We start from the raw sequence: 13,842 nt of genomic DNA on the forward strand, positions 1-13,842 counted from the left end.
TCAATCTAAATGATAATTAATTACATTTAGAGTGTTTACTCTAATACCACACTTCTCATCCGATGAGTTTTAAATAGTTGTTAAAATGTCGTTAAAAAACATGTTTTTTAGTGTCTTTTGACGTATTCATAGAGTTTTTTACAAAAAATTAAGGTAGTGTAATCACGTTTTAAATCCTAATAACAACACACATAGTACCCAGACAGTCAGTTTGGTTAAGGACTCAACAATGAAATTTTCTAAAACTCTTATTGCAGCTTCGCTTGCATTTGTTTCAGCTGATAGCTTTGCAGCTGCGTTTCAATTATCAGAGCAAAATGCATCGGGTTTAGGCCGTGCATACGCTGGTGAAGCTTCTATCGCAGACGACGCGTCTGTAGTTGCACGTAACCCTGCACTAATGACTTTATTTAAAGAAAAGCAACTAAGTGTTGCTGCTATTGGCGTAATCCCAGATGTAAGTATTGAAGGCGAAAGTACTAATAATGGTATTGACCCAAGTGCATTAGATGACGACAGCATTGCACCAAGTGCTGTAGTACCTGCTATTTACTTTACTATGCCTTACAACGATAAAGTATCGATTGGTTTTGGTGCATTTTCTAACTTTGGTTTATCTACAGAGTTTAACGACGAATACGTTGCTGGCCAAATTGCTGGCGAAACAGAAATCTTTACTGTTAACCTTAATGCAAGCGTTGCTTATAAAGTAACTGAGCAATTCAGCTTTGGTATTGGTTTAAACGCTATTTATGCTGATGCAACTGTTATTCGTAAAGTGGGTGCTAATGCAAGCGGTATTGATTTTGGTGCTGATGCTGTAAACCTTCAAGGTGATGATACTGGTTTTGGTTTAAACGTTGGTTTAATGTACCAGCTAGATGATAACAGCCGTTTTGGTTTTAACTATCGCAGCGAAACAGACATCACATTTGATGGTGACTTCTCAAACGAGTTACCAGTAGGCGGTACTGGTGGTGCTAAGCTTCCAGGTGCAGTTGATCTAACACTACCAGCTATTGCTGAGTTTTCTGGCTCACATCAGCTAGATGACAAGTTAGGCTTACATTACAGTGTATTATGGACAGGTTGGAGCAGCTTTGAATCACTAGAAGCACAAGTAACGTTACCAACAGGTGATAAGTTTGTTGCGTTTGAAAAGCAAGAGCAGTTTGATGACTCTTTCAGATACTCTGTAGGTGCTGATTACCAATACAACGAAGATTTACTACTTCGTGCCGGTGTTGCATTTGATGAGTCTCCAGTATCGCAAACACACCTTTCTATCTCTATTCCAGATACAGATCGCTTTTGGTTCTCGTTTGGCGGTAACTACACAATTGATCAAAACTCTAACGTTGATCTTGGTGTAAGTATCATCCGTGGTAAAACACAAACGTTCACAGAAGCTGATGACTCGGGCAGCCAGTGGGGCTTCGAATCTAAAGGCCACGCGGTATTACTTGGCGCTCAGTACAACTACAAGTTTTAATGTAGAAGTGTCTTGTGGTTAATCACAGGGCACAAAAAAGCCGCTCACTTTAATTAAAGTGAGCGGCTTTTTTAATGCCTATTAAATAGTGTTAATAGGCATAATAACTAAAATTATAAGCTTTCTATTTTAGTTTTTTGCTCAAGTAGCTTAGTTTTAGCATCGCTAAATTCAGCCAGTTTTGCATTTTCTTTAGCAAGTACAGCTTCTGGTGCGTTGTTTACAAACTTTTCGTTAGCGAGTTTGTTCTGCACTTGTGCTAGGCCTTTTTCTGCTTTTTCGAGTTGCTTATTAATACGCGAAAGCTCGGCTTCCACATCAATTAAGCCCGCCATTGGGATCATGATCTCAAGGTTGCCAACATAAGACGTTGCACATGCTGGTGCGTCGTCTTTGTTTTCAAGCATTGTAAACTCTTCAATTTTTGCAAGTGATGCTAAAAATGATTTGTTTTCCTCAATGCGTCGCACGTCGTCGCTCGATGCATTAGCAAGTAATACGCTAAGTGGTTTACTTGGACTAATATCCATTTCACCACGAATATTACGAATAGCTAAAATGAATTGTTTAACCCACTCTAAGTCGTCCATCGCTTTAGCATCAACGCTTGCTTCATTATATACAGGGAACGGCTGAACCATAATGCTGGTACCCGCTGTTTCAAGGCCTGCAAGTGGTGCAACACGCTGCCAAATCGTTTCAGTGATGTATGGCATCATTGGGTGCATTAAACGCAGTAAGCTTTCAAGTACAGTAATAAGTGTATTACGTGTACCACGTTGCTGCGCTTCATTACCTTTAAATAATACCGGCTTAGTTAGCTCTAAGTACCAATCACAAAATTGGTTCCAAGTGAATTCGTAAAGTGTGTTAGCAGCTAAGTCAAAACGGTAGTTATCTAAATGCTCTGTGTAGGTTTTAACGGTTGCTTCATATTGACCTAAAATCCAGCGGTCAGCTAATGAAAGCTCCGTTTGAGCACCGTTTGCAAAACCACAGTCTTGCTCTTCTGTATTCATTAATACGTAACGGCTCGCATTCCATAATTTGTTACAGAAGTTACGGTAACCTTCAAGGCGGTTCATATCCCAGTTAATATCACGACCGGTAGATGCCATTGCAGCAAGAGTAAAGCGAAGGGCGTCGGTGCCGTGTGCTTCAATACCGCCTGCAAATACTTTACGCGTATCTTTTTCGATTTTAGCCGCAAGTTTTGGCTGCATCATGTTACCAGTACGTTTTTGTACTAGGTCTTCAAGTTCAATGCCGTCAATCATGTCTAGTGGGTCAAGTACGTTACCTTTTGACTTAGACATTTTATCGCCATTGTCGTCACGTATTAAGCCAGTTACATATACGGTTTTAAACGGAACTTGTGGTTTGCCATTTTCGTCTTTTACAAAGTGCAGCGTCATCATAATCATGCGTGCAACCCAGAAGAAAATAATATCAAAACCAGTTACCAACACGTCAGACGGGTGGAAGGTTTTTAAATCATCGGTATTTTCTGGCCAACCTTGTGTAGAGAAAGTCCAAAGCGCTGATGAGAACCACGTATCAAGTACGTCTTCGTCTTGGCTTAGCGTTACGTTATCTGCAATGTTGTTTTCACGGCGTACTTCAGCTTCGTCGCGACCAACAAATACATTGCCTTCACTGTCGTACCAAGCTGGGATACGGTGACCCCACCAAAGCTGGCGTGAAATACACCAATCTTGTACGTCGTTCATCCACGAGAAGTACATGTTTTCGTATTGCTTAGGTACAAATTGAATATCGCCGTTTTTAACAGCGTCTTTTGCCGGTTCAGCAAGTGGTGCAACACGTACATACCATTGATCGGTAAGTAGTGGCTCAATTACAACACCAGAGCGATCGCCGTAAGGAACCGTTAAACCATGGTCTTCAATTTTTTCAAGTAGGCCAAGTTCTTCAAATTCAGCCACAATTGCTTTACGCGCTGCAAAACGATCAAGGCCGCGCAAGCGCTCAGGAATTGGCGCATCAAACTCAAGCTCTTTACCGTCAAAGGTGTATGTTTCACCTTGGGTAAGAATAGCGGCGTCTTTATCGAAAATGTTGATCATCGGCATTTGATGACGCTTGCCCACTTCGTTATCGTTAAAGTCGTGCGCTGGGGTTATTTTTACACAGCCCGTGCCTTTATCTTTATCGGCATGTTCGTCAGCAACAATTTTAATACGACGATTAACGATAGGTAATAAAATCTCTTTACCGATTAAATCTATGTAGCGTTCGTCATCAGGGTTTACTGCAACACCCGAGTCGCCAAGCATGGTTTCTGGACGAGTTGTTGCTACTACTATGTAGTCTTTTCCGTCTTGCGTTGTAACGCCATCAGCCAGTGGGTAACGTAAGTTCCACATGTGGCCTTTTTTGTCTTTGTTTTCAACTTCAAGATCAGAAATAGCAGTGTGTAATTTAGGATCCCAGTTTACTAGGCGTTTACCACGGTAAATTAGGTTTTCTTTGTGAAGGCGTACAAACACTTCTTTAACGGCTTCAGATAGGCCATCGTCCATGGTAAAGCGTTCACGATCCCAATCAACCGATGCGCCAAGGCGACGAAGTTGTTTGGTAATAGTGCCGCCCGATTCTTTTTTCCATTCCCAGATTTTATTAATAAAATCTTCGCGGCCCAAATCGTGGCGTGTTTTGCCTTCTTCGGCATGCAGTTTGCGCTCAACTAACATTTGCGTTGCAATACCTGCGTGGTCAGTACCTACTTGCCATAATGTGTTGTTACCTTGCATACGTTTAAAACGCGTTAGGGTATCCATTATTGTATCTTGGAAGGCGTGGCCCATGTGTAAGCTACCAGTGACATTTGGCGGCGGGATCATAATTGAATATGGTACGCCTTTGCCAGATGGCTTAAAGTAGCCTTTTTGTTCCCAGTCTTGATATAGAGACTGTTCAATATCTTGCGGATTGTAGGTTTTATCCATTACACAGAACCTTAAATAAGTACTTAAATTAGTTGGTTAGTTTGCCTGATTGGCTAGCTATTAATATCTTGCGTGGTGAGATTGGCACCGAGTTGGCGTAGCTTTTTAAAACGCTCGCGGGCTGCTTGTTTAGCCGCTGCTTCTACGGGTACAAAATCAAAAACTTGGTTAAACCGACGAATGTAATCCGGTAACTGAGTAGCCAAGTTAATTAAAACTTTACGATTGCCAACAGGTGGCGTAATACCAATTTCTACAGGTGCGCCGCCTTTAGGGCCTTCACCTTGTAAATTATGTGGCACAAAACTATCTGGATCGAATGCCCAAATTATTTCATCAATGGCACAGGCTGCTTCGTTATCGTTAACACAAATAAACACACGCTGCCCATTTCGATACTGATCGGCCGCAATTTGAGCAGCCAAAGCAAAATGATCGTCAGCCTTCGCTTTAGACTCATCTTGTTGCTTTAGAACGAAAAATTTAGCGTTCATGTTCATTGTATCGGGGTTTCCCATGACATTGAATGTACACCAAATTGATATACATAAATTAAGAGGCAGATTTTGCCATATAACGGGGTTTGCTTCAATTAATACACAAATAAATAAGGCGCCAAACGGCGCCTTATAAATAGTTAAACAGTGTGTTTAATCTTGAGCGGCTTCACTTACGCCAGCTCTATTTAATAAATACTGAGTAAGCATTGGAACAGGACGACCCGTTGCGCCTTTTTTAGCGCCGCTGCGCCACGCTGTACCGGCAACATCTAAATGCGCCCAATGATACTTTTTAGTAAATTTAGACAAGAAACATGCCGCAGTAATAGTACCCGCAGAGCGTCCGCCTAAGTTTGTAAAGTCAGCAAATGGGCTCTCTAGCTGATCTTGATAGTCATCCCATAACGGTAACTGCCATGCGCGGTCGCCACTTTGCTCAGACGCTTTTAATAAATCGTGGGCAAGTGGGTTATGGTTTGATAGTAAACCAGTCGCATGCGCGCCAAGGGCTACAATACAAGCGCCAGTAAGTGTTGCTACGTCAATAACCGTATCTGGATTAAAGCGTTCAACGTACGTTAGTGCGTCGCACAATACTAAACGACCTTCAGCGTCGGTGTTTAACACTTCAACTGTTTGCCCTGACATTGTTGTTAAAATATCACCCGGGCGATACGCGTTTGAGCCAGGCATATTTTCACAACCAGCTAAAACACCAATAACGTTAATTGGCAATTGCATTTGTGCAAGTGCACGCATTGCGCCAATAACACCTGCAGCGCCGCCCATGTCGTATTTCATTTCGTCCATGCCTTCGCCTGGTTTTAATGAAATACCGCCTGAGTCAAACGTTAAGCCTTTACCAACAAGTACAATAGGGGCTTGGTCGTCAGCGGCGCCTTTGTAGTTAATAATCGACATAATTGATTCGTTATCACTACCTCGGCCAACAGCTAGATAAGAATTCATACCTAGTTCTGCCATTTGCTTTTCGCCAATAATATCAACAGTGATGTTGTCAAAATTAGTTGCCAACTCTTGTGCTTGCTCGCCTAAGTACACTGGGTTACAAATATTTGGTGGCATATTAGCCACGTCTTTACACAGCTTACTACCTGCAGCAATGGCTAAACCATGCTCAATGGCACTTTCGCCAATAGTTAGTTCGCGTCGTGTTGGTACGTTAAACACCATTTTACGAAGTGGACGACGAGGGTCTACTTTTTTACTTTTTAATTGGTTAAACGTATATAAGCAATCTTGCGTTGTTTCTACTGCTTGACGAACTTTCCAGTAAGTGTCGCGACCTTTAACGTGTTGCTCTGTTAAAAAGCAGACTGCTTCCATAGAGCCTGTTTCGTTTAAGGTATTAATAGTTTTAGAAATAATTTGTTTATATTGCTTATCATCAAGCTCGCGCTCTTTACCACAACCAACAAGCAATATGCGCTCGCTTAATACATTGGGTACATGATGCAATAATAAAACTTGGCCTGGCTTACCTTCTAAGTCGCCACGGCGAAGTAAATTAGAGATATAGCCATCACTAATTTTATCGAGTTGTTCACCAATGGGGGATAACCTACGTGGCTCGTAAACGCCAACCACAATACATGCGCTGCGCTGTTTTTCTGGGCTACCACTTTTTACGTTAAATTCCATTGTCACTCCTGATTTTGAGTCATTTAAGTTAGTAAGTTGGGGCTAAAAAAGTATTTTCTAGTCTTATCTACGTAACTTATGTGCGGATAATTTTAATTTTAGCTGATTTTGCTAGACTCTTACTGTGTAATTGAACTTTATATGCTTAAGGGCTACTAATGCAACATTATATCGTGCACTTAGGTAGGATAATTAAATTTGATGGCTTATAATAATAGCCTATTTGCCGGTATTAATTGGGTAAAATAGCTATTTAACTATTCAATTATCACTATCGTAGTGAAATTCCATGTTTAACAGGGGCGAGCATTGCTAATTTTCCGTTATTTGACCGCTGAGGTTTTAAAATCGCAGGTCGCCGTATTTTTAACTTTAATGACAATCTTTTTGTCACAAAAGTTAGTTGGTATTTTAGGTGATGCCTCTGAGGGCAGCATTCCTGCTAAATTAGTGCTATCGATGATTGCACTAAAGCTTCCACAACTGGCCTCGCTAATACTTCCGCTGAGTATATTTTTAGGCATTATTTTGGCTTACAGCCGTATTTACGCCGATAGCGAAATGACCGTCCTTAAAGCCTGTGGCGTAAGTGAATGGTATGTTGTGCGCGTAACGCTTATATCAAGCGTTGGGCTTGCCATATTAGCCGCTGCATTGACTATGTATATAGCGCCGTGGGCAAGCGAGCAAGAGTATCAATTGAAAGAACAAGCCAAAGCCGATGCAGGGTTATCTGCACTAAGAGCTGGGCGGTTCCAAGAAACCGGTAACGAAAAAGCCGTGGTGTTTATTCATAATATTGAAAAAGGCGGCAAAGAGCTCAATAAGGTATTTGTTGCACAGTTACCTGATAGCGAAAAAGGCAATCTAGCGCGCTTAGTATATGCACAGCAAGGTGTTGTGGTTGAAGCCGTAAATGGTGAGCAACAGCTAGTACTAACAGACGGTAAACGTTATGAAACAGACGGCACAACGCCTGCACTTAATTTAACAGAATTTGATGGTTACAGCGTACAAATACGAGAACAAGAAATAGAGCATCAACGCCGTAAATTAGAGGCTGTGCCAACTAACCAATTATTGGCTATAAATACTCCTGAATCTATTGCTCAATGGCAATGGCGACTCGCTATTCCGTTATCAATCCCACTACTTACCTTACTGGCAGTGCCGCTAAGTGTGGTTAATCCTCGCCAAGGTAAATTTGCAAAACTAGTGCCTGCTATTAGCTTGTACTTAGGCTACTTTATTTTACTAAATGCCGCTAAATTTGCAGTTGAAGATGGCAAAATCCCGCCTTCAATCGGCTTGTGGTGGATTCATCTAAGTGCCTTGTTTATAGGTGGGTTATTAATTATAAAAGGGCGACCACTGGGCGCTTGGCTTAAAGCCGTTGTAACTAAGCGGGAGTTAGGCTCATGATGAAAACGCTTGATTGGTATTTAGGCCGCAGTATTTTACAAACTACTGGCTTTGCATTGTTGGTACTTGTTGGTATTAGCACCTTAATTAAATTTATCGACCAGTTAAAGTCGGTAGGGCGCGGCAGTTACGACTTAATGACCGCAATGCTTTACACGCTTTACACAATACCTGGCGATTTAGTGGTGTTTTTTCCGATGGCCGCGCTAATTGGTGGCTTAACGGGTTTGGGGGCACTTGCCTCAAACAGTGAGCTGGTAGTGATGCAAGCCGCTGGTATGTCGCGCTTACAAATAATTGGCTCTGTGATGAAAACAGCCATATTTATGGCTGTATGCATGATGGCACTTGGCGAATGGGGTGCACCTGAAGCGCAATTACACGCTAAAGAAATGCGAAACCAAGCAATACATGGCGGCGATGTGTTTAATACACAAAAAGGTGTATGGGCTAAAGACGGCAATAATTTTATTAATATTGAAGATGTTGATGAAAACGGCAGGCTCAACGGGGTACACATGTACCACTTTGATAAATCGTTAGAGCTTACCCAAATTACTAAAGCAAGAGATGCACTGAGCCGAAAAGAAGGCTGGCTACTTCGTGACGTAAATAAGGTTATTATTACTAGCGAAAAAACCACAACAGAGCAATTACCAGAAGAGTTTTACCCTTCGCAACTCACAGCTGAAAAGTTAGGGGTTGTTTCGGTAAAACCGGAGTCACTTTCATTTACTGGGCTTTGGTCGTATTTAAGTTACTTAGAGCAAAACGAACAAGACACAAGTACCTATGAGCTTGCTCTATGGCGTAAGTTGATGCAGCCAGTATCTGTTGCGGTAATGCTGCTGGTGGCGCTCTCGTTTATATTTGGCCCACTGCGTACCGTTACTATGGGCGCACGTATTATTATGGGTGTTGTAACGGGGATTGTGTTTCACTTAACTAATGAAATATTTGGCCCTGTCGTTATGGTTTACCAAATACCTGCCATTATAGGGGCGGTATTGCCCAGTATTATATTTATAGGCTTTGCGACATATTTGATGAATAAACGGGTATAGAGTACCAATTCAAAGCATTAAAAAGGGTGACCACTGGTCACCCTTTTTGCTTTTTAATTACTGCTTAATTACCGCTTAACTCACGATTCGAAAAGTTGGTATTAATCAAGCTCACTATAAATACGTCTGTTTTCTTCTTTAGTAAGTGCAATAACTTCTGTTTTAGAGATGTAATCTTGCAGTGCTTTTTTGTTTTTAAAATCTACTAACACCACCAAATTACCTAAACCGAGTAAAGCGCTAACGCTGCGGATAATTGATTGCGGCCAGCTAATTAAATTACCCTCGAGAGTTTGTACTTTTAAACGCCATGCACGCATGCCAATGGTTTGCCCGCTTTTAGTCCAAAAGTAGCCAAAAAATACTAAGGTAACAATAATTAAAAGAGCGGTACGAATACCCGAAAGAAGATTTGAATTTTGAATAAAGGCAGATACATCCTCTGCGCCATTTAAACTAATTACATCGAGAGAAATAAGCCCTTGTACTGCAAATAAATACAGCACTACAGTTAACATCGCAAACGCAATAATGGCTAACGTATCGTAAACTAACGACGCAAAACGGCGCCAAAAACCAGCACGTGGAAACTCACCCGACATAAATACACTCTCACTATTAATATGCGAGCTAGTTTAGCAAAAAAGCTTACAAATACTAAGACATGTTAATGCTTAGAGAGGGAATTGATTTTATTGCTTTAAGTTATTACCTACAGGGGAAATGAAAAAGACCCTGCTATTGGTAGCAAGGCCTTTTAATTTATAGCGGATTTAACCTAGCTTGATAGCAAGGTATTTTATGTCGTCACCACTTATTTGCGGTAAAAAATAAATATCGCCGTATTTAAAATACTGCTGCGAGTTAATTATTACGGCCTGTGCTGCCTGAGGCAATGAATCGTAAGTTTGGCCCAAGCTATAATCATTCACATTCCCCACTTTTATTGCCTGATTAAGACGGGTTGGTGGCTCATCAACCACTGTATAACCGTCATTATTTGCGACGTAATACACGTTTTGATATGTGTAGTAGGTGGTATTGTGATGCTTAAAATGCCTGTAATTTCTTGGTAGCGTATTTATACGCAGGCCTCTAGGTGGCGTAACTACATGGTAGCCTCTTTTAGCTTTACGGTAGTAAAGGCCGTCGTTAAACGTAAACGAAATACCATTAAATCTAATCGATGCGCTATTGCGTGGTAAATGGTTTATAAATCGATTTTGTCTGTAAGCGACTGAATTATTATGGCTTGTTAAGTAGTTATATTTGCGCTGGTTGTAGCGGTATTGTTCACGCTTTACCTGCTTGTACTTAGCAAGTTTACGTTTTTCTTGCTTACGGTCTTCTCGTTTTTCTTTTTTATGCTCAATACGCTGCTTTTTTTCATGGCGGCGTTCATCGCGTTTATATTCAACACGTTTGTCGTGGTCACGTTTAAAGCTTTTATCATTCTCTCGCTCGTTTTGTGCTCCAAGCGCAGAGCCTGATACTGCGCCAATGGCGAGCAGTGCAGGTAGTAAAAAAGTAAGTTTCATAGTATTGCCTCGTTTATGTTTTTACATAACTGGGTTCAATACTAGCGGTTCAAACTGAATGTTAACTGACATACAACAGCAAACGGAGCTATGCTTACAGCTTTTTACATTTTAGTGACGGTTCTTGACATAACATCTAGTTTTTGACGATTTTTAAGGGTAATTCTGTTCTTTTTAAGGGGGGGGTATTACGAGAGATATTTTAATAATACTGCTATTAAATTATATATTTGGACTTTTTGTTGTGCTTAGAAAACGTTATTTCCGTGCATTTTTAGATGGGAAAATACCAATAATAGAGTTTAAATGGTGTAAAAAGCTAAGTTTGCGGCACGTTGTTTATTGCCGCAAACATGACTTTATATTTTAAAGTACGCATCTATCTTTTAATAAATTTAAGGTTTGGGTGATACGTTATGGTATTAACTTTAACAAATGCTGTGTTATTAACGTTTCTTTTAACAACTTTAACTGGAACATACTTGATTACCTTAGTTTGGTTAATTTTTTTCAGTTCTCGTTTTAGCTGAACCTTTTTATATTCTTGCTTTGTATATCTATCATGTGGTGCTGCAAATGCAGAACTAGATAAAGTGCCAATAACTAATAGTGCAGGTAGTATAAATGTAAGTTTCATAATATTGCCTCGTTTGTGGTTAACATGGCTAGTATTGACGTTTGAAACTGAATGCCAACTGCATGCAGGGCAACTGTAGGGAGGCTTTACACCCTTTTACTTATCTTTACTATTCTTGACGCTAATACCAATCCGCAGTAATACTTAATCAATTTGAGAGATTCAATCTAACGCTCACTCTATTAAAAAATGACTGATATATGGCTGCATAAATGCAGAAGGTAGGGCAATGAAAGAGCAATTGTCGAGAACAACTAATAACAAATTCAGCAGTGTTATCAACACCGTTTTCTTACCTCAAAACAGGTAGCTTAATTAAGCTACCTGGTATAAAACCGTATCGGTTCTATAGCAATACCAATCCTTATCCCATATATCGTTTAGAGTTTAGGTTGACTACTTTTGATAAAAAGGATAATCGCTATAACCTACTTCAGTACCGCCATACATAGTGGCTGCATCGGCCTCGTTAAACGTCCAATTATTCGCTATACGCTCTGGTAAATCAGGGTTAGCTATAAATGGGCGACCAAATGCAAATAAGTCACCGTAACCTTCACCTAAAATACGCACCGCTTTTTCTACTGTGTATTTACCAGCATAAATAATGCGACCTGAAAATTCAGCTCGTACTGCTTTATAAAATTCTTGTGGTAAATCAGGAGCATTTTCCCAATCAGCTTCCGCTATTGATAAGTAAGCAATACCTGCTTGCTCAAGCACTTTAACGGCTTGTACATAAGTATGATGAGGGTTTGATTCAACAAGTCCTAAATACACTCGTGTTTCATCTGTGCTTTCAAATAAAGGAGCAAAGCGAACACCTAAACGATCAGAGCCTACAACGTCACTTACCGCTTCAACTATCTCTTTTAAAAAGCGCAGGCGATTACTAAGCGTTCCACCGTATTGATCGTCACGGTTATTAGTATGTTCAGAAATAAACTGATTAACTAAATACCCGTTAGCACAATGAAGCTCTACGCCATCAAAGCCTGCTTCTAGAGCATTACGTGCAGCTTGCGCATACATGTTTACCAGTTCGCCAACTTCAGTTGTTGTTAGTGCACGAGGCTCACTTGGGTCAGCCAATGCGCCTTCACCAGGTGCGGTTTCAATAAATACTTTTACATTGTCAGCAATAATATCTGAAGGGCCAACCGGTTTACCTGAATTTGGTTGTAGTGTGGCGTGCGATACGCGCCCTACATGCCAAAGCTGAGCAAAAATAACACCGCCTTTAGCATGTACTGCATGTGTTACTTTTTTCCAGCCTTCAATTTGTGCTTGCGAGTGAATACCTGGGGTCCAAGCGTAACCTTGTCCACGAGGTTCTATTTGTGTGCCTTCGGTAACCATAAAACCAGCCGATGCCCGCTGCGCATAATACTCAGCCATTAATTCATTAGGAATATTGCCAGGCTGAGTGCTGCGAGAGCGAGTAAGAGGTGGCATCACAATACGGTTTTTAAGTGTAAAAGGGCCAAGCTCAATTGATGAGAATAAAGGGGCGGTATTAACTAATTCTGATTTCATTTTAAATTCTCTTATAAAGCAAACAAAGGCTTAAATAGTGGTTAAGCAACATTGGCAGCATAGAGATTTAAGGATACAATTTGAAACAACACTTTTTTGTGCAGCATACAATTATGAATGGTATTAGTCGGCTCGATATAAAACAGTTAAGAGTACTCAGTAGCTTATTAGAACTGCAAAATCTTTCGCAAGTAGCCAAAAAAATGGGGTTAACGCAACAAGCTATTAGTGAGCAACTAAGAAAACTACGAGACTTATTTGACGATCGCTTGTTTATTCGCCAAGGTAATAACATGGTTGCTACTCCTAAAGCGCAAGGACTCAAGGCGCCTGTTAATCATATTTTAAAGCAATTAGAATCATTACTAGAGCCCGAGCTGTTTAGTCCGCAAACTTATAAAGGTGTGTTTACCATAAGCGCGACCGACTACGCCACGCAGGCTTTACTACCGCAATTATTTAATATTACCCGCCGCGAAGCACCGGGTTTAAAGTTGATAGTACGCGACTTTGCATCAGATAACGTTAATCAACTTATAACGGCAGGCGAGCTTGATTTGCTGATAAGCTTTCCAGAGTTTATACCCGACAACCTTTCTTATATCACTTTGTTTGAAGAACAGCATTTGTGTATTACCGGTATAGGTAACACTACTTACACTGAACCTTTGAGTTTGGCGCAATTTGCAAAGCATTCACAGCTAGTGGTGTCGCCATCGCGCGCTAATTTGCGCGGATCGCACGATCAGTGGTTTGAAAGCCAAGGGCTAAAACGTAATATTGTAATGTCGGTACCGAGCTTTTCAGCAGTGCCCGACATTTTACATACAACCGATATGCTAGCGTTTTACCCATCAAGATTATTACCAAATAGCAAAGTTAAACAGCTAAAAATAGAAGCTCTGCCTCCTACATTTAAAGTAATAGCCGCATGGCATCCGCGTACTAACAACAGTCCAATTCATAAATGGTTGATAGAGCAGCTACAAAACTTATAACAGTAAACTTTAATGCAAGTATAA

Annotated in this window: 11 protein-coding genes; 4 read left to right on the forward strand and 7 right to left on the reverse strand. The window is 40.7% G+C overall.

Annotated features, from left to right (window positions below):
* Positions 1–229: 229 nt before the first annotated feature.
* Positions 230–1,492 (forward strand): outer membrane protein transport protein, encoded by a 1,263-nt coding sequence (locus QL995_RS19655; protein WP_121954265.1) that lies wholly within the window; start codon positions 230–232, stop codon positions 1,490–1,492.
* Positions 1,493–1,605: 113 nt separating this feature from the next.
* Here the strand turns inward: QL995_RS19655 and QL995_RS19660 are convergent, their stop codons facing one another.
* The 3 genes from QL995_RS19660 to pepA form a co-directional block, all read right to left on the reverse strand.
* Positions 1,606–4,461, reverse strand: a complete 2,856-nt coding sequence (locus QL995_RS19660) for a valine--tRNA ligase (protein WP_290294900.1) — start codon at positions 4,459–4,461, stop codon at positions 1,606–1,608.
* A 53-nt stretch (positions 4,462–4,514) separates the two neighbouring features.
* A complete protein-coding gene (locus QL995_RS19665) occupies positions 4,515–4,961 on the reverse strand; it encodes a DNA polymerase III subunit chi (RefSeq protein ID WP_007587285.1) in 447 nt (148 codons plus the stop codon).
* A gap of 150 nt (positions 4,962–5,111) precedes the next feature.
* Positions 5,112–6,623, reverse strand: coding sequence for a leucyl aminopeptidase (gene pepA / locus QL995_RS19670; protein WP_007587283.1), 1,512 nt, complete (start codon positions 6,621–6,623; stop codon positions 5,112–5,114).
* Between the two features lie 309 nt (positions 6,624–6,932).
* Here pepA and lptF point away from each other — a divergent pair, with 309 nt between their 5' ends.
* The gene (gene lptF / locus QL995_RS19675) at positions 6,933–8,045 is read left to right on the forward strand and encodes an LPS export ABC transporter permease LptF (protein ID WP_007587281.1); all 1,113 of its coding nucleotides are present in this window, start codon (positions 6,933–6,935) and stop codon (positions 8,043–8,045) included.
* Complete coding sequence (gene lptG, locus QL995_RS19680; protein ID WP_007587278.1) at positions 8,042–9,109, forward strand: LPS export ABC transporter permease LptG; 1,068 nt, start codon at positions 8,042–8,044, stop codon at positions 9,107–9,109. The genes lptF and lptG overlap by 4 nt, the downstream gene beginning before the upstream one ends.
* Positions 9,110–9,210: 101 nt before the next feature.
* Here lptG and QL995_RS19685 read toward each other — a convergent pair whose 3' ends face one another.
* From QL995_RS19685 to QL995_RS19700, 4 genes are all read right to left on the reverse strand, one after another.
* Positions 9,211–9,711: an RDD family protein gene (locus tag QL995_RS19685; RefSeq protein ID WP_007587274.1), complete on the reverse strand. Its 501-nt coding sequence runs from the start codon at positions 9,709–9,711 to the stop codon at positions 9,211–9,213.
* A gap of 171 nt (positions 9,712–9,882) precedes the next feature.
* On the reverse strand, positions 9,883–10,647 hold the full coding sequence (locus tag QL995_RS19690) for a DUF6515 family protein (RefSeq protein ID WP_290294901.1): 765 nt from the start codon (positions 10,645–10,647) through the stop codon (positions 9,883–9,885).
* Positions 10,648–11,026: 379 nt separating this feature from the next.
* A complete protein-coding gene (locus QL995_RS19695) occupies positions 11,027–11,284 on the reverse strand; it encodes a hypothetical protein (protein WP_197173836.1) in 258 nt (85 codons plus the stop codon).
* 396 nt (positions 11,285–11,680) lie between these two features.
* A complete protein-coding gene (locus QL995_RS19700) occupies positions 11,681–12,820 on the reverse strand; it encodes an alkene reductase (protein ID WP_121955081.1) in 1,140 nt (379 codons plus the stop codon).
* Positions 12,821–12,900: 80 nt separating this feature from the next.
* Between QL995_RS19700 and QL995_RS19705 the strand changes: the two genes are divergently transcribed.
* A complete protein-coding gene (locus tag QL995_RS19705) occupies positions 12,901–13,818 on the forward strand; it encodes a LysR family transcriptional regulator (RefSeq protein ID WP_197152594.1) in 918 nt (305 codons plus the stop codon).
* Positions 13,819–13,842 lie beyond the last annotated feature (24 nt).

This window comes from Pseudoalteromonas sp. APC 3358, from assembly GCF_030408075.1.
Lineage (GTDB): Bacteria > Pseudomonadota > Gammaproteobacteria > Enterobacterales > Alteromonadaceae > Pseudoalteromonas > Pseudoalteromonas arctica.